The organism is Streptomyces sp. W1SF4 (assembly GCF_003950035.1).
GTDB classification, from domain to species: domain Bacteria; phylum Actinomycetota; class Actinomycetes; order Streptomycetales; family Streptomycetaceae; genus Streptomyces; species Streptomyces racemochromogenes.
In genome coordinates, this window is sequence record NZ_CP034350.1 from 2,527,140 (window position 1) to 2,543,460 (window position 16,321).

Annotated in this window: 15 protein-coding genes; 8 read left to right on the top strand and 7 right to left on the bottom strand. The window is 70.7% G+C overall.

Features of this window, described 5'->3' with window-relative positions; genetic code table 11:
- Positions 1–17: 17 nt before the first annotated feature.
- From D1J60_RS11800 to D1J60_RS11815, 4 genes are all read left to right on the top strand, one after another.
- Positions 18–1,541 (top strand): MFS transporter, encoded by a 1,524-nt coding sequence (locus D1J60_RS11800; RefSeq protein ID WP_241253549.1) that lies wholly within the window; start codon positions 18–20, stop codon positions 1,539–1,541.
- A gap of 149 nt (positions 1,542–1,690) precedes the next feature.
- Entirely contained in the window at positions 1,691–2,752 is a 1,062-nt protein-coding gene (locus tag D1J60_RS11805) for an aldo/keto reductase (RefSeq protein ID WP_125821073.1), read from the top strand.
- A gap of 21 nt (positions 2,753–2,773) precedes the next feature.
- Positions 2,774–3,367 (top strand): TetR family transcriptional regulator, encoded by a 594-nt coding sequence (locus D1J60_RS11810; protein WP_125821074.1) that lies wholly within the window; start codon positions 2,774–2,776, stop codon positions 3,365–3,367.
- A 146-nt stretch (positions 3,368–3,513) separates the two neighbouring features.
- Positions 3,514–4,215 carry a VC0807 family protein gene (locus D1J60_RS11815; protein WP_164720886.1) on the top strand — a complete coding sequence of 234 codons (702 nt, stop codon included), beginning with the start codon at positions 3,514–3,516 and terminating at the stop codon, positions 4,213–4,215.
- Between the two features lie 77 nt (positions 4,216–4,292).
- Here the strand turns inward: D1J60_RS11815 and D1J60_RS11820 are convergent, their stop codons facing one another.
- Positions 4,293–5,675 carry a glycine--tRNA ligase gene (locus D1J60_RS11820; RefSeq protein ID WP_125594789.1) on the bottom strand — a complete coding sequence of 461 codons (1,383 nt, stop codon included), beginning with the start codon at positions 5,673–5,675 and terminating at the stop codon, positions 4,293–4,295.
- A 154-nt stretch (positions 5,676–5,829) separates the two neighbouring features.
- Between D1J60_RS11820 and D1J60_RS11825 the strand changes: the two genes are divergently transcribed.
- The 4 genes from D1J60_RS11825 to D1J60_RS11840 are packed head-to-tail and all read left to right on the top strand — an operon-like array spanning position 5,830 to position 8,974.
- Positions 5,830–6,807, top strand: coding sequence for a metal ABC transporter substrate-binding protein (locus D1J60_RS11825; protein ID WP_125821075.1), 978 nt, complete (start codon positions 5,830–5,832; stop codon positions 6,805–6,807).
- Between the two features lie 26 nt (positions 6,808–6,833).
- Positions 6,834–7,628, top strand: a complete 795-nt coding sequence (locus tag D1J60_RS11830) for a metal ABC transporter ATP-binding protein (RefSeq protein ID WP_125594787.1) — start codon at positions 6,834–6,836, stop codon at positions 7,626–7,628.
- On the top strand, positions 7,628–8,494 hold the full coding sequence (locus tag D1J60_RS11835) for a metal ABC transporter permease (RefSeq protein ID WP_125594786.1): 867 nt from the start codon (positions 7,628–7,630) through the stop codon (positions 8,492–8,494). Before D1J60_RS11830 ends, D1J60_RS11835 begins: the two co-directional genes overlap by 1 nt.
- 51 nt (positions 8,495–8,545) lie before the next feature.
- Positions 8,546–8,974 (top strand): transcriptional repressor, encoded by a 429-nt coding sequence (locus tag D1J60_RS11840; RefSeq protein ID WP_007263971.1) that lies wholly within the window; start codon positions 8,546–8,548, stop codon positions 8,972–8,974.
- Here D1J60_RS11840 and D1J60_RS11845 read toward each other — a convergent pair.
- The 6 genes from D1J60_RS11845 to leuA form a co-directional block, all read right to left on the bottom strand.
- On the bottom strand, positions 8,971–9,498 hold the full coding sequence (locus D1J60_RS11845) for a YcxB family protein (protein WP_125821076.1): 528 nt from the start codon (positions 9,496–9,498) through the stop codon (positions 8,971–8,973). The genes D1J60_RS11840 and D1J60_RS11845 overlap by 4 nt on opposite strands.
- A gap of 23 nt (positions 9,499–9,521) precedes the next feature.
- Complete coding sequence (locus D1J60_RS11850; protein ID WP_125594784.1) at positions 9,522–10,343, bottom strand: isoprenyl transferase; 822 nt, start codon at positions 10,341–10,343, stop codon at positions 9,522–9,524.
- A 10-nt stretch (positions 10,344–10,353) separates the two neighbouring features.
- The gene (gene recO / locus D1J60_RS11855; protein WP_125821077.1) at positions 10,354–11,100 is read right to left on the bottom strand and encodes a DNA repair protein RecO; all 747 of its coding nucleotides are present in this window, start codon (positions 11,098–11,100) and stop codon (positions 10,354–10,356) included.
- Between the two features lie 82 nt (positions 11,101–11,182).
- Entirely contained in the window at positions 11,183–12,775 is a 1,593-nt protein-coding gene (locus tag D1J60_RS11860) for a nucleobase:cation symporter-2 family protein (RefSeq protein WP_241253233.1), read from the bottom strand.
- A gap of 561 nt (positions 12,776–13,336) precedes the next feature.
- Positions 13,337–14,032 (bottom strand): TerB family tellurite resistance protein, encoded by a 696-nt coding sequence (locus tag D1J60_RS11865; RefSeq protein ID WP_125594781.1) that lies wholly within the window; start codon positions 14,030–14,032, stop codon positions 13,337–13,339.
- Positions 14,033–14,340: 308 nt separating this feature from the next.
- Positions 14,341–16,104 (bottom strand): 2-isopropylmalate synthase, encoded by a 1,764-nt coding sequence (gene leuA / locus D1J60_RS11870; RefSeq protein ID WP_125594780.1) that lies wholly within the window; start codon positions 16,102–16,104, stop codon positions 14,341–14,343.
- Between the last annotated feature and the right edge of the window lie 217 nt (positions 16,105–16,321).

Consider the following 16,321-nt stretch of genomic DNA (forward strand, 5'->3'; position numbering starts at 1 on the left):
TGCATCACACGAGTGTCGTGGATCACATGAGCCGTAGGCGCCGCCTGCTGGTCCTCGCGATCTGCTGCATGAGCCTGCTGATCGTCAGCCTGGACAACACCGTGCTGAACGTGGCGCTGCCCGCGATGCGCCGCGAGTTCCACGCCTCGGTCTCGGGCATGCAGTGGACCATCGACGCCTACACCCTGGTCATCGCCTCGCTGCTGATACTGGCCGGGTCCACGGCGGACCGGATCGGGCGCCGCCGGGTGTTCGCCTGGGGGCTGGTCCTCTTCACGGCGGGATCGGTGCTCTGCTCACTGGCGCCGACCCTGGAATGGCTGGTCGTCTTCCGGATGCTCCAGGCCGTCGGCGGGGCGATGCTCAATCCGGTCGCCATGTCGATCATCACCAACACCTTCACCGACCCGAAGGAACGCGCCCGGGCCATCGGCGTCTGGGGCGCGGTGGTGGGCATCTCGATGGCCGCGGGGCCCCTGGTCGGCGGGCTGCTGGTGGACTCGGTGGGGTGGCGGTCCATCTTCTGGGTCAACGTGCCGGTGGGGCTGCTCGCCCTGGTGCTGACCCTGCGGCACGTCCCCGAGTCCCGGTCCGAGCGGCCGCGCCGGGCGGACCCGGTGGGCCAGCTGCTGGTGATGGCGCTGCTGGGCGGGGTGACGTACGCGATCATCGAGGCGCCGGCCGAGGGCTGGAGCTCGCCGCCGATCCTCGGGTGCGCGCTCGGCGCGGCGGCCGCGCTGGCCGGGCTCCTGTACTACGAGTCCCGGCGGGCGGACCCGCTGATCGACCCCCGGTTCTTCCGCAGCGCCCCCTTCAGCGGGGCGACCGTGATCGCGGTGAGCACCTTCGCCTCGCTGTCCGGCTTCCTCTTCCTGACCACCCTCTACCTCCAGGAGGTGCGGGGGCTGGACGCCCTGGACGCCGGGCTGCACATGCTGCCGATGGCCGCGTTCGCCTTCCTGTGCGCGCCGGTGTCGGGGCGGCTGGTCGCCAGCCACGGGCCGCGGCCGTCGCTGCTCGTCTCCGGCGTGGCCATGGGGGCGAGCGGGCTGCTGTTCGCGGCGTTCTCGGCGGAGACGTCCACACCGTTGATGTTCACCGGGTACGTGCTGTTCGGCATCGGCTTCGGGCTGGTCAACGCGCCGATCACCAATACGGCGGTGTCCGGGATGCCGCGCGCCCAGGCGGGGGTGGCGGCGGCGGTGGCCTCCACCAGCCGACAGACCGGCGGGGCGCTGGGCGTGGCCGTGATCGGGGCGGTGCTGGCGGCCGGCACGGCGGGCGGTGCGGACTTCGCGACGGCGACCCGGCCGGCCTGGTGGATCATCACCGGCTGCGCGCTGCTGGTCGTCGTGGTCGGGGCGGTGACCACCGGCCCGTGGGCCCACGCCACCGCGCTGCGCACGGCGCAGTCCCTCGAAGCGCCCGCCGCCCCGCCTTCCGCTCCCCCGCCGGCTCAGGCCTCCGGCCCCGCTCCGGGCTCCGGCTCCCGGATGGACGGCGGGCTGCCCCCGGCGACGGGTCCGGCCCCGGCCGGCTGACCTCCCGCGACGCGCGTCCCCGTGCGGCCGGACCCTTTCGCGGGTCCGGCCGCACTCGTGTCTCCCGCTCCTTCCCTTCCCGGGCCGTCTCCGCACACGTACGGATGACAGATATTGAAATCTGTCATCCGTCATGCCATTCTCGTTCCATGACGACGAACGAGAACACCGCGACCGCCACCACGTCCGCCCCCGCCCCCACCCGCCGGCTGGGTACCACGGGCCCCGCCGTCTTCTCCCTGGGGCTGGGCTGCATGGGCATGTCCGCCCTCTACGGCGAGGCGGACCGGGCCGAGTCGCTCGCGACCATCCACGCCTACCTGGAGGCCGCCCCGGAGGGCACGAACGCGCTGCTCGACACCGGCGACTTCTACGGCATGGGCCACAACGAACTGCTGATCAACGAGGCCCTGCGCACGGCGCCGACGGCGGCCCGCGAGCAGGCGCTGACCAGCGTCAAGTTCGGTGCGCTCCGTACGGTCGAGGGCGGCTTCACCGGCTACGACGGCCGGCCCGAGGCCGTGAGGAACTTCCTGGCCTACTCGCTCCAGCGGCTCGGCCGGGACCACATCGACATCTACCGGATCGCCCGCGTGGACCCGGACGTCCCGATCGAGGAGACGGTCGGGGCCATCGCCGAGGCCGTCCAGGCCGGGCACGTACGGCACATCGGCCTCTCGGAGGTCGGCGCGGACACCCTGCGCCGCGCGGCGGCCGTCGCTCCGGTCTCGGACCTCCAGATCGAGTACTCCCTGATCTCGCGCGGCATCGAGGACGAGATCCTGCCCACCGCCCGCGAGCTCGGCATAGGCGTCACGGCGTACGGGGTGCTCTCCCGCGGCCTGATCAGCGGGCACTTCACCCGTGACCGCGCCCTGACCCCCGGCGACTTCCGCGGGATGAGCCCCCGCTTCCAGGGCGACAACCTGCACCGCAACCTCGACCTGGTCGAGGCCCTGCGCAAGGTCGCCCAGGAGAAGGGGGTCACCGTCGCGCAGACCGCCATCGCCTGGGTGCTCTCCCGGGGCGAGGACATCGTGCCGCTGGTCGGCGCCCGGCGCCGGGACCGCCTCACCGAGGCACTGGGTGCCATGCGCGTGGAGCTGACCGCCGGCGACCTCGCCGCCATCGAGGAGGCCGTCCCCGCGGGATCCGCCTCGGGCGAGCGCTACCCGGCGGCGCAGATGGCCCACCTCGACAGTGAGCACTGAGCTGGCGGTACGGTCGTACCCATGCCCTCCGCTGCCGCCGAGCCCCTGACCCCCGAGCGCATCCTCGAGACCACCGAGGAGGTGCTGCGCCGCTTCGGCCCCACCAAGGCGACCGTGGTGGACGTCGCGCGCGCCCTCGGGGTGAGCCACGGCAGTGTCTACCGGCACTTCCCCTCGAAGGCGGCGCTGCGCGAGGCGGTCACGGACCGCTGGCTCGCCAAGAGCGTGGTCATGCTGGAAAAGATCACCTCGGCGCCCGGGGAGCCCGCGCCCTCCAAGCTGGAGGCCTGGCTGGAGGCCCTCTTCGAGGCCAAGCGGCACAAGGCGGGCGACGATCCCGAGCTGTTCGCGACGTACACGGTGCTGCTCGGCGAGAACAGCGGGGTGGTCGAGGCGCACCTCGGCGAGCTGATCGACCAGCTGACGCGGATCATCGCCGAGGGCGTGGCCGCCGGCACCCTGGTCGCGCCCGACGTCCCGGCGGCCGCCCGCGCCGTCTTCGACGCCACGGGCCGGTTCCACGACCCGCAGTACGTGGCGGACTGGCTCTCCCCCAGCATCCTCACGGAGTTCGAGGCCGTCACGGCGCTGCTCATCCGGGGCCTTCGCCCCTGAACGGCCCCCGCTGCGGGCCCGGTTGACCGGAATCATCCCTTCCGGACAGCTTGGCGATCATTTTGGGGCATGTCGGCTTGTACATGTCACTGGTGGTTCTTTACGGTCCCCTTACCGCACTCATCAGGTACGTCCAGGGGGACCCCTTGTCCACAGCAGCGCAGCCCGCACCACCCGCACGGTCCGGCGGGGCCGCCGCGATCGGTTTGCTCCTGACCATCGCCTTCAACGTGGTCGCGCCGATCCTCACCTACAACATCCTCACCGAGGACCACGGCTGGAGCGAGGCCTCGGCGCTGCTGGCCAGCGGCATCTGGCCGGTGCTCGACAGCGTGGTCATGGTGGCCTGGCGCCGCAAGCTGGACGAGTTCGCCGTCATCACCCTGGTCTTCCTGGTGATCACGGCCGTCGTCTCGCTCGTCGGCGCCCAGTCCACCCGGGCCCTGCTGGTCAAGGACTCCGCCGTGACCGGCCTGTTCGGACTCCTGTGCCTGGCCACGCTGCTCGCGCCGCGTCCGCTGATGTTCTACTTCGGCCGGAAGTTCGGCACCGACGGCACCCCGGCGGGCGTGGCCTACTACAACGGCCTGTGGCAGTACGAGGGCTTCCGCAACGCGCAGCGCCGCATGACGCTGGTGTGGGGCGTGGTCTACCTCATCGAGGCGGCCGTCCGTGTCGCCCTGTCGTACGCGCTGGACACCTCCACCATGGTGGCCCTCAGCCCGTTCCTGATCTACGGGACGCTCGGCGGCCTGGCCCTCTGGACGGTCCGCTTCGTCAAGCGCACCAAGGCCGAGGGGGAGAAGCGCGCGGCGGCCGCGGCCGCCGCGGAGGCCCCCGCGGCCTGACGCCCGCGGCGGACGCACGAAAGACCGGTGGCCCGGTGCGCGGATCGCGCACCGGGCCACCGGTCTTCGAGCGGGAACTAGCAGCCCAGCAGACGGCTGCCGAGGTAGCTCTGGATCTGGTCCAGGGAGACGCGCTCCTGCTTCATGGTGTCGCGCTCGCGCACGGTCACCGCGTTGTCGTCGAGGGTGTCGAAGTCGACGGTGACGCAGAACGGCGTACCGATCTCGTCCTGACGGCGGTAGCGGCGGCCGATGGCGCCCGCGTCGTCGAACTCGATGTTCCAGTTCTTGCGCAGGTCGGCGGCGAGGCCCTTGGCCTTCGGCGACAGGTTGGCGTTGCGCGAGAGCGGGAGGACGGCGACCTTGACCGGCGCGAGGCGCGGGTCGAAGCGCATGACCGTGCGCTTCTCCATGGCGCCCTTGGCGTTGGGGGCCTCGTCCTCGACGAACGCGTCGAGCATGAAGGCGAGCATGGCGCGGTTGACGCCGGCCGCCGGCTCGATGACGAACGGCGTGTAGCGCTCGTTCGCCTCCTGGTCGAAGTAGGACAGGTCCGTGCCGGAGGCCGCGGAGTGCGCCTTCAGGTCGTAGTCGGTGCGGTTGGCCACGCCCTCGAGCTCGGAGAACTCGCTGCCGCCGAAGTTGAAGCGGTACTCGATGTCGGCGGTGCGCTTCGAGTAGTGGGACAGCTTCTCCGCGGGGTGCTCGTACCAGCGCATGTTCTCCTCGCGCATGCCGAGGCCGCGGTACCAGTTCCACCGCTCCTGCATCCAGTACTCCTGCCACTGCTCGTCCTCGCCCGGCTTGACGAAGAACTCCATCTCCATCTGCTCGAACTCGCGGGTGCGGAAGATGAAGTTGCCGGGCGTGATCTCGTTGCGGAAGGACTTGCCCATCTGGGCGATGCCGAACGGGGGCTTCTTGCGCGAGGAGGTCTGCACCATGGCGAAGTTGGTGAAGATGCCCTGGGCGGTCTCGGGACGCAGGTACGCCTTCGAGCCGGTGTCCTGGGTCGGGCCGAGGTGGGTCTCCAGCATGCCGGAGAACTGCTTCGGCTCGGTGAACTGGCCCTTCACACCGCAGTGGGGGCAGTTGATGTCGGCCAGGCCGTTCTCGGGGAGGCGGCCGTGCTTGGCCTCGTACGCCTCTTCCAGGTGGTCGGCGCGCTGGCGCTTGTGACACGAGGTGCACTCGGTCAGCGGGTCGGAGAACGTGGCGACGTGGCCCGAGGCCACCCAGACCTCGGGGGCCAGGATCACGGAGGAGTCGAGGCCGACGACGTCCTCACGCCCGGTGACCATGGCCTTCCACCACTGGCGCTTGATGTTCTCCTTGAGCTCGACACCGAGCGGGCCGTAGTCCCAGGCAGCCCTGGAGCCGCCGTAGATGTCACTGCACGGGTAAACGAAGCCACGGCGCTTGCTCAGGCTGACGATGGTTTCGATCTTGTCGGCGGCCACGGTGCTCTCTTCATTACGAGGACGAACGCGAATGCCTCAGGTTACCGGCGCCCGCACCCCCCCTTTCAAATCGGGTATGCCCTTCCGCGGCCCCCGCTACCCCTCCCACCTGGGTTTTTGACAACGGTTTCCATCTTTGATGAAAATGGATGTCATGAACGTACGACGCCTCATACCCACGACCGCCCTCGCCGCCGCCGTCGCCCTGGGCGCGACGGCCCTGACCGCCTGCTCCGGCACGGCCGGCGCTGCGGGCGCGGAGGACGGAAAGCTGCACGTCACGGCGTCGTTCTACCCCCTGCAGTTCCTCGCCGAGCAGATAGGCGGGGACCACGTGAAGGTCGACACCCTGACCAAGCCGGGCGTCGAGCCGCACGACCTGGAGATCACCCCGAAGCAGACCGGGCGGCTCTCCGAGTCCGACGTGGTCCTCTACCTCAAGTCGCTCCAACCGGCCGTCGACAAGGCCATCGCCCAGTCCGGCGTGAAGAACATCGTGGACGCGGCCACCCTCACCAAGCTGGAGGTCCACGGCACCTCCGGCGAGGAGGACCACGACCACGCCGCCGAGGGCCACGACCACGATCACGGCCACTCCCACGGCGAGGCCGCCGAGGACCCGCACGTCTGGCTGGACCCCGTCAAGTACACGGAGATCGCCAAGGGGTTCGGCGCCGCCCTGGAGAAGGCCGACCCCGGCCACGCGGCGGACTACCGGAAGAACACCGGCGAACTCGTCGCCAAACTGGGCGCCCTGGACACCGAGTTCAAGGACGGCCTGAAGAACACGGCCTCCAGGACCTTCATCACCACCCACTCCGCCTTCGGCTACCTCGCCGAGCGCTACGGCCTCGACCAGGAGGGCATCTCCGGCGTCGACCCCGAGTCCGAGCCGAGCCCGGCCCGGATGAAGGAGCTCCAGGCCGTCGCGAAGAAGGACAATGTGACGACCGTGTTCTTCGAGACCCTGGCCAGCGACAAGACGGCCAAGACCCTCGCCCGGGACACCGGCCTGCAGACCGACGTCCTCGACCCGCTCGAGGGCATCACCGACACCTCGCAGGGCACCGACTACCTCGAGGTCATGCGGTCCAACCTGAAGAACCTCCAGAAGGCGCTCGGAACCAAGTGACGACAGCAGCAACGGAGGCGCGAGCCATGCAGTCAACGCCCCGCCCGGCGGACGACGACCAGACCGTCATATCCCTGCGCGGGGCCACCGCCTCGCTCGGCTCGCGCCCCGTGCTGCGCGGGATCGACCTCACCGTCCGCCGCGGCGAGGTCGTCGCCCTCCTCGGCGCCAACGGCTCCGGCAAGTCCACGGCCGTCCGCGCCGTCGTCGGCCAGGTCCCCCTCACCGACGGCGCCCTGACCCTCTTCGGCACCGACTTCAAACGCTTCCGCCAGTGGTCGCGCATCGGGTACGTCCCCCAGCGCACCACCGCCGCCAGCGGTGTCCCGGCCACCGTCCGGGAGGTCGTCTCCTCCGGCCGCCTCGCCCGCTCCCGCTTCGGGATCCTGCGCAAGGCCGACAAGGCCGCCGTCGAGCGGGCCCTGTCCCTGGTCGACATGGACGGCTACGCCGACGCCTCGGTCAACGCCCTCTCCGGCGGCCAGCACCAGCGCGTGCTGATCGCCCGGGCCCTCGCCGTCGAACCCGAGCTGCTGATCATGGACGAGCCGATGGCCGGCGTGGACCTCGCCAACCAGGAGGTCCTCGCGAGCGCCCTGCGCGAGCAGGTCGCCGCCGGGACCACCGTGCTCCTCGTCCTGCACGAGCTGGGCCCGCTGGAGCCCCTGATCGGCCGCGCCGTCGTGCTGCGCGACGGCTGCGTCGTCCATGACGGCCCGCCCCCGGAGGCCGTCGGGCAGCACGCCCTCCCCGGCCACGACCACGTACACCCCCACGCGGCGCACGACGCCGAGCCCCTGCGGACGGGACTGCTGAGCTGATGGACCTCCTGCACTACGCCTTCATGCAGCGCGCGCTGATCGCCGCCGCGCTGGTCGGCATCACCGCGCCCGCGATCGGCACGTACCTCGTCCAGCGCCGCCAGGCCGTCATGGGCGACGGCATCGGCCACGTCGCCATGACCGGTGTCGCCCTGGGCTTCCTGCTCAACACCAGCCCGGTCTGGATGGCCACCCTGGTCGCCGTCGCCGGCGCGGTCGGCATGGAGCTGATCCGCTCCCGCGGCAGGACCAGCGGCGACATCGCGCTCGCCATGCTCTTCTACGGCGGCCTGGCCGGCGGTGTCATGATCATCAACCTGGCGCCGGGCGGTTCCACCGCCAACCTGAGCAGCTACCTCTTCGGCTCGATCACCACCGTCTCCGCCGAGGACATCACCGCCGTCGTGATCCTCGCCGCGTTCGTCGTCGCCGTCACCCTCGGCCTGCGCCGCCAGCTGTTCGCGATCAGCCAGGACGAGGAGTTCGCCCGCGTCACCGGTCTCCCGGTGCGCGCGCTGAACCTCCTGATGGCCGTCACCGCCGCCGTCACCGTCACCGTCGCCATGCGCATCGTGGGCCTGCTGCTGGTCAGCGCCATGATGGTGATCCCCGTCGCCGCCGCCCAGCGGGTCACCCGCGGCTTCGCAGCGACCCTGTCGCTGGCCATGGCCATCGGCGTGGTCGTCTCCCTGAGCGGCACCGCCGCCACCTACTACATCGACGCGCCGTCCGGTGCCACGATCGTGCTGCTCGCCATCGCCGTCTTCATCGTCACGACGGCCCTGTCCACACCCCTGGCCAGGCGCCGCGCGAAGGCCTCCCGGGCCGCCGAGGAGGTCTGCGTCCAGGACGACGTGAAGGTCTAGGCCCCTCGGCCGCCTGGCACAATGGCGGCAGGCCGAAACGAGGAGGAACCGGTGGCGACTGCGCCTGGCGAGACGGGTACCGCGCCAGTACGAGGGCGATCCACCCGGCAGCGGGCAGCCGTGGCGGCGGCGCTGGACGAGGTGGACGAGTTCCGCAGCGCCCAGGAGCTGCACGACATGCTCAAGCACCGCGGTGACTCCGTGGGCCTGACCACCGTGTACCGCACCCTGCAGTCCCTCGCGGACGCGGGCGAGGTCGACGTGCTGCGCACCAGCGACGGCGAGTCCGTCTACCGGCGCTGCTCCACCGGCGAGCACCACCATCACCTGGTCTGCCGCAAGTGCGGCAAGGCCGTCGAGGTGGAGGGCCCCGCCGTGGAGAAGTGGGCGGAGTCGATCGCGGCGGAGCACGGCTACGTGAACGTGGCGCACACCGTGGAGATCTTCGGCACCTGCGCCGACTGCGCGGCCGCCGGCTAGCCGATCCGGGTCAGGTTCCGGTCGAAGAACGATCGGATCCGGTCGAGATCCCCGGGGGCCGCGGCGGCACGCTTCGGCAGCCAGCCCAGGTCCCCGCCCCGGAACACGAGGACGAACAGGCTCCGGGTCTCGGCCCAGCCCCGGTACCTGTCCCACGTGTGGGCCACCGCCGTCCCGTCGGGGCGGTGGTTCCGCGTCCCGAGCGCCGTGACCACGCAGGTGTACTCGGGGTGCTCCGCGGCCCAGCGGTGCATCCGGCGCGCCCGCCGCCGCAGGTCCAGGCAGTGCCAGACCGCCCCCAGGACCATCCCCACCCCGCCGGCGAAGGCCAGGCCGGCCGGGTCCGCCGCACGGCCGTGCTGGGCCGCGACCAGCGCCACGGGCACGGCCGGGAGGGCCACCAGCCACAGCAGCAGTCCCCTGCGGCCCGCGGGCGTCCTCAGGGCGCGCCACCGCAGCACCTCCCACGCGTCGCGGCCGGCCGCGACGTACCGCAGCTCCACCGCCGGTTCGGTCGTGTCCATGGCGGCGGAGCCTAGCGGAGGCCTCAGCTCCCGGTGCCCTCGGGCTGGTTCGGGACCGCGCCGCCGAAGCGGCGGTCGCGCTGCGCGTACTCCAGGCAGGCGTCCCAGAGGTTGCGGCGGTCGAAGTCCGGCCACAGCACGTCCTGGAAGACCATCTCGGCGTATGCGCTCTGCCAGATCAGGTAGTTCGAGGTGCGCTGTTCGCCGCTGGGCCGCAGGAACAGGTCCACGTCCGGCATGTCCGGGTAGTAGATGTACTTGGCGAAGGTCTTCTCGTTGACCTTCGACGGGTCCAGCTTGCCGGCGGCCACGTCGCGGGCGATCGCCTGCGCCGCGTCCGCGATCTCGGCGCGGCCGCCGTAGTTGACGCAGAAGTACAGGGTCATGGCGTCGTTGTCGACGGTCTGCTCCTGCGCGACCTGGAGCTCCTGGACGACGGACTTCCACATCTTCGGCATCCGGCCGACCCAGCGGATCCGGATCCCGAGCTCGTTCATCTCGTCGCGGCGGCGCCGGATGACGTCGCGGTTGAAGTTCATCAGGAAGCGGACCTCGTCGGGCGTGCGCTTCCAGTTCTCCGTCGAGAAGGCGTAGAGGGAGAGGTTCTTGACGCCCATCTCCAGGCAGCCCTTGAGCACGTCGAGGACGACGCCCTCGCCGACCTTGTGGCCCTCGGTGCGCGGCAGGCCGCGCTCCTTGGCCCAGCGGCCGTTGCCGTCCATGACGATGGCCACGTGGTTCGGGACCAGCTCGCCGGGGATCTTCGGCGGGCGCGCACCGGACGGGTGCGGCTCGGGAACCTTGTACTCGCGGCGAGAGCGTCCCAGAATCCCGCGTCGTGCCATGTGCCAGCTCCTATTTCTCGACGTATCGGAGCGAGCGTAGCCCGCGCTCCAGATGCCAGTGCAAATAGGCCGAGACCAGCCCGCTGCCCTCCCGGGCGTGACGGGCCTCGCAGGCGTCCGCGTGCTTCCAGTCGCCCGTCAGCAGGGCGCTGAGCAGGGCGATGGCCTCCGACGAGGGTACGACGGAGCCCGGCACCCGGCAGTCCCCGCATATGACCCCGCCGGCGGCGACGGAGAAGTGCCGGTTGGGACCGTGGATCCCGCACTTCGCGCAGTCCTCGAAGCTGGGGGCGTAGCCGTTGACGGCGAGGGAGCGCAGCAGGAAGGCGTCGAGGATCAGGTGCGGTTCGTGCTCGCCCCGGGAGAGCGTGCGCAGGCCTCCGACCAGCAGCAGGTACTGCTGTACGGCGGGTTCGCCCTCGTTCTCGGTGAAGCGCTCGGCGGTCTCCAGCATGGCCGTGCCGGCGGTGTAGCGGGCGTAGTCGGTGGCGATGCCGTTGCCGTAGGGGGCGATGATCTCGGTCTGGGTACACAGGGGGAGGCTGCGGCCGACGAGGTCGCTGCCGCGCGCGAAGAACTGCACGTCGGCGTGGGAGAAAGGTTCCAGCCCGGCACCGAACTTGGACTTGGTGCGCCGGACGCCACGGGCGACGGCCCGGACACGGCCGTGGCCTCGGGTGAGGAGCGTGATGATGCGGTCCGCCTCACCCAGCTTCTGGGTGCGCAGCACGATGCCGTCGTCGCGGAACAGACTCATGGCCCCATTGTCCCCCGGGCGCGGACAGCGCCGACCCCCGGCCGGACCGTGTCCGGACGGGGGTCGGCACCCCTTGGGAGGATCAGGAGGCGGGGGCACCCGCGTCGTCGGCCGTCTCGGTCTTCTCGGCCTTCTCGGTCTTCTCGGCCGTCTTGACGGCCCCCTCCTCGGCCGTCTGCTCGGCCGTCGCCCCGGCAGCCTGCCCGGCCGTCGGCGCGGCGGCCGTCGGCGCGGCGGCCTTCTCCGCGCCGGCCGGGGCGGCCGCCGGCTGGCCGGGCAGCCCGATCTCGGCGGGGCCCGGGAGGGCGGTCCGGGCGTCGTCCCCGGCCAGGCCGTTGAAGATCAGGTTGAGGACGATGGCGGCCGTGGCACCGAGGGTGACGCCGCTGTTGAGGAGGGAGGACAGGTCCGGGTCCATGTGCTTGGAGAAGAGGACCGGGACGGTGGCCGGGAGCAGGGCGAAGGCGAGGGAGACGCCGACGACCAGCGCGTTCCTCTCCTCCTTGAGGTCCACCTTGGCCAGGGTCTGGATGCCGGCCAGGGCGACCATGGCGAACATGACGGTCGCGGCGCCGCCGAGGACCCCGTGCGGGACGGCGGCGACGATCGCGGCGGCCTTGGGCAGCAGACCCAGGATGATCATGAAGACGCCCGCGGCGACCACCACGAAGCGGCTCTTGACCTTGGTCATCCGCACCAGGCCGACGTTCTCGGCGAAGGCGACGTAGGGGAAGGAGTTCAGGACGCCGCCCAGGGCGGTCGCGGCGCCGTCGGCACGCAGGGCGCGGGCCACGGTCTCGCTGTCGACCTCCTTGCCGACGATGTCGCCGACCGCGTAGGTGTCGCCGGTGGTCTCGACCATGGTGATCAGCATGACGATCAGCATCAGGACGATCGGGAACCACTCGAACTTCGGGACGCCGAAGTGGAAGGGGGTGCTGACGCCGATCCAGCCGGCGTTGCCGACGTCGCCGAACTTCGCGTCCCCGAGGACGAACGCGACCACGGTGCCGGCCACCAGTCCGAGGAGGATGGCGATGCTGGAGAGGAACGGCTTGCCGATCTTCATCAGGACGAGGATGAAGAGCATCGTGCCGCCGGCGTAGGCGAAGTTCTTGGGGTCGCCGAAGTCCGGGGTGCCGAGACCGCCGGCCGCGTCGTTGAGGCCGACCGGGATCAGGACGATGCCGAGCACCGTGATGACGGTGCCGGTGACCACCGGCGGGAAGAGCCGCATGACCGCCCGGAACGCCTTGGCGGGCAGCCAGGCGAAGGCGAAGGTCGCCATGCCGGCGGTGATGACCGCGCCGTAGATGACCAGCAGCGCGGCGGTGCCGCCGCCGGCGCCGAGGCCTATGGCGATCATCGGGGACACGGCGGTGAAGGTGACGCCCTGGATCAGCGGCAGTCGCGCGCCGATCCTGCCGATGCCGAAGGCCTGGATGATCGAGGCGATACCGCAGGTGAAGAGGTCCGCGTTGATCAGGTAGACCAGTTGTTCAGGGCTCAGCTTGAGTGCGCTGCCCACGATGATCGGGACGATCACCGCGCCGGCGTAGAAGGCGAGTACGTGCTGGAAGCCGTACAGCGCGAGCTTGGGGAGGGGGAGCACCTCGTCGACCGGGTGCGTGCTCTGCTCTCCGTTGGCGGAAAGCCGGGCGGCGACACGTGCCATCTCTGCCTTGCCCTTCAAAGGTAGGTAACTGAGAGGAATTCGGGGGGGATCTGGTTGCCCCTGGCCGGAGTGGGTCGTTAACCCGTTGGTCCGCCTGGGTCGTCCGTGGGAACACGCGAATCTCGTCGTCGTGTGACCGGAATTGAACGCCTGTGGAAGTGCTCACAGATATCGGCGACTTCGACAAAGAGTTGACGTTCTGGGACGCCCGATCTGGAGGTTCCTCCAGTGGCGGAGGCCCGCGCCGAGGAGTATGGGACGACGGGCCCCGAGCACCCCGTTCCGCTGCACACCTGCGAAGTTCCCCGCCCCTGACAGGCGCTTACCGGGTTCGCAAGTATTCGGTCACGCAAATCAGGGGGGCTAATTCCGGCCGTCCGGAATGCGGAAATCTTGTACGGAAGTGGGGGATCCACCTCTTGCACGGATCAAACTACCGGCCGGTTCGGCTCCGCGAGGCCGGATCGTTACCTCTCGGAACTCCGCATGCCGGAATTCCGCCCCAAAAAACGTCCCGGGCCCGGCGGAAGACCGCCGGGCCCGGAGTCGTACGTGCTCCTCCTACGGCGCGCGGACCGCCGACAGCAGCCCGTTCACCTCGTCCGCTGTCATCCGCAGCGCCGCGCCGACGGTGGCCAGCACCTCGCGCTCGGCCGGGATGTAGGGCCCGTCCGCGAGCGCGATCCGGGCGCCCTGGAGCAGGATCGACTCCCGCCCCGGCCCCGCCAGGTGCGGGGCGAGCGGCTCCAGCGCCTCGTGGAGCTCGATCGACAGCGCGGCCCCGCAGCACTCGGGCCCGTCGTAGAGCCCCAGCCGGCCCTCGTCGGTGGCCAGCGCGTCCACGAGGGACTCCAGCTGCTCCGCGGTGCAGTCCTGGAACCCGGCGGCCCGTACGGCCGACACGGCGGCCTCCAGGGCGCTGCGCGAGGCGGTCCCGCCCGCCGCGAGGACGGCCAGCGCCACGGTGTGCTGGGCGTCGCGCAGCAGGGCCGAGAAGCGGGTGGTGGTCAGGTGGTCCAGCACGTCGGTGTCGAAGCGCTGCCGGCAGCCCTGGCACTCGACGACGGGCCCGGCCTGGCCGCGCGGCAGCAGCGGCACGCCGAGCACGGTGAAGCGCCGGCGTCCGGTGCGCCTGCGGTAGTTGCGGTCACCGCCGCAGTCGGGGCAGAAGAACTCCCCGTCTCCCACGGTGCTCCAGGTGGTGCGGATGCCCCAGACGGTCAGCTTCCGGCCGTCCCCACCCCGAACTGGCAGCACGTCGCACCTCCATAACCTTCCGGCGGCACCGCCGGACTGGCGTGATGTTAGCCACATCGGTGAGGCTGCGTCAGTCGTGCGACAAGACAACATCGCGCGGGGCCGGGAGTTGGCCGAAGTGCGCCCCCGCCGCCTGGCGGTTTCGGCGAAGGGCCGTGCGCGTGAACGCCGTTCGGGTTCCCCGCCGCTCCCACGGACGAGTGACCGAGTACACGTACGTCGACCGGTAGCCCCTCCACACCGGCCCGCGGCGGGAACGGCGGAGCCCCCGCCCCTCCGGTCGGAGGGGCGGGGGCCCGTCGGGATGACTAGCGGCCCGCGCGGTTGACGGCGGAGATGACCGCCTTCAGGGAGGCGCGGGTGGTGTTGGCGTCGATGCCGATGCCCCACAGGACCCGGCCGTCGATCGCGCACTCGATGTACGAGGCGGCCACGGCGGAGGCGCCCTCGCTCATGGTGTGCTCGGTGTAGTCCAGCAGGCGGGCGTCGACGCCGATGCCGGCCAGCGCGTCGAAGAAGGCCGAGATCGGGCCGTTGCCGGTGCCGTTCAGGACCGTCTCGACGCCGTCCACGACCGCCTCGACGGTCAGCGTGTCGGTGCCGTCCTTGTCGGTGGCGGTGGAGCCGGAGCGCAGCTGGATGCGGCCCCACGGGTTCTCGGGGTTGGGCAGGTACTCGTCCGAGAAGACGTCCCAGATCGCCTTCGGCGTGACCTCGCCGCCCTCGGCGTCGGTCTTGGCCTGGATGATCCGCGAGAACTCGATCTGCATGCGGCGCGGCAGGTCCAGCTTGTGGTCGTTCTTCAGGACGTACGCGATACCGCCCTTGCCGGACTGCGAGTTGACCCGGATGACCGCCTCGTAGGACCGGCCGACGTCCTTCGGGTCGATCGGCAGGTACGGGACCGCCCACTCGATGTCGTCCACGGTCTTGCCCTGGGCGGCCGCGTCGGCCTCCATGGCGTCGAAGCCCTTCTTGATGGCGTCCTGGTGGGAGCCGGAGAAGGCGGTGTAGACCAGGTCGCCCGCGTAGGGGTGGCGCGGGTGGACCTCCATCTGGTTGCAGTACTCGCTGGTACGGCGGATCTCGTCGATCTGGGAGAAGTCGATCTGCGGGTCGATGCCCTGGGAGAACAGGTTCATGCCCAGGGTGATCAGGTCGACGTTGCCGGTGCGCTCGCCCTGCCCGAACAGGCAGCCCTCGATGCGGTCGGCGCCGGCCATCAGCGCCAGCTCGGCGGCGGCGACGGCGGTGCCGCGGTCGTTGTGGGGGTGGACGGAGATGCAGACGTGCTCGCGGCGGGTCAGGTTGCGGGCCATCCACTCGAAGCGGTCCGCGTGGGTGGACGGCGTCGAGCGCTCCACGGTGGCGGGCAGGTTCAGGATGATCTCGCGGCCCTCGCCCGGCTGCCAGACGTCGCAGACGGCCTCGCAGACCTCCAGGGCGAAGTCCAGCTCGGTGTCGGTGAAGATCTCCGGGCTGTACTGGTAGCCGAAGACGGTCTCGGGGCCCAGCAGCTTCTCGGCGTACTCCATGACCAGGCGGGTGCCGTCGACGGCGATCTGCTTGATCTGCTCCTTGGAGCCGCGGAAGACGACCCGGCGGAAGGTCGGGGCGGTCGCGTTGTACAGGTGCACGGTGGCGCGCTTGGCGCCGATCAGCGACTCGACGGTCCGCTCGATCAGGTCCTCGCGGGCCTGGGTCAGTACGGAGATGGTGACGTCGTCCGGGATCGCGCCCTCTTCGATGATGGAGCGGACGAAGGCGAAGTCGGTCTCGCCGGAGGAGGGGAAGCCGACCTCGATCTCCTTGTAGCCCATGCGCACCAGCAGGTCGAACATCTCGCGCTTGCGGGCGGGGGTCATCGGGTCGATCAGCGACTGGTTGCCGTCGCGCAGGTCGGTGGAGAGCCAGCGGGGCGCCTTGGTGACGCGGGCGTCCGGCCAGGTGCGGTCGGGGATGTCCACCTGCTCGTACGCGCCGTACTTGTGGATCGGCATCCCGGAGGGCTTCTGGGTGTGGGTCGCGTTGGTGATGGGCGTGGGGCGACCGACGAAAGTGTGCTGGCTCATGGCGTTGGGCTCCTCGCGTGTCCGCGTGTAGTTCGCTGAACGGCCGACGGCGGTCGTAAAAACCGCAACACCAAACTCCGCGGGGAGGGGGCCGGCCTACGACTACAGACCCTCGCCGCGGCAGCTAAGGAGAAGCAGCCCGAAACGCATGATGGGCCGAGCCTAACCGAGCCGCGCCGTATCGCGAGGACCTGTTTCAGTATGCAAGACCCGGGTG

Bases quoted from the DNA above. Each gene is read 5' to 3' on its own strand.
- D1J60_RS11805 (WP_125821073.1), top strand. From the start codon at position 1,691: ATGACGACGAACGAGAACACCGCGACCGCCACCACGTCCGCCCCCGCC.
- D1J60_RS11810 (WP_125821074.1), top strand. From the start codon at position 2,774: ATGCCCTCCGCTGCCGCCGAGCCCCTGACCCCCGAGCGCATCCTCGAG.
- D1J60_RS11825 (WP_125821075.1), top strand. From the start codon at position 5,830: ATGAACGTACGACGCCTCATACCCACGACCGCCCTCGCCGCCGCCGTC.
- D1J60_RS11830 (WP_125594787.1), top strand. From the start codon at position 6,834: ATGCAGTCAACGCCCCGCCCGGCGGACGACGACCAGACCGTCATATCC.
- D1J60_RS11835 (WP_125594786.1), top strand. From the start codon at position 7,628: ATGGACCTCCTGCACTACGCCTTCATGCAGCGCGCGCTGATCGCCGCC.
- D1J60_RS11845 (WP_125821076.1), bottom strand. From the start codon at position 9,498: ATGGACACGACCGAACCGGCGGTGGAGCTGCGGTACGTCGCGGCCGGC.
- D1J60_RS11850 (WP_125594784.1), bottom strand. From the start codon at position 10,343: ATGGCACGACGCGGGATTCTGGGACGCTCTCGCCGCGAGTACAAGGTT.
- recO (WP_125821077.1), bottom strand. From the start codon at position 11,100: ATGAGTCTGTTCCGCGACGACGGCATCGTGCTGCGCACCCAGAAGCTG.
- D1J60_RS11860 (WP_241253233.1), bottom strand. From the start codon at position 12,775: ATGGCACGTGTCGCCGCCCGGCTTTCCGCCAACGGAGAGCAGAGCACG.
- leuA (WP_125594780.1), bottom strand. From the start codon at position 16,104: ATGAGCCAGCACACTTTCGTCGGTCGCCCCACGCCCATCACCAACGCG.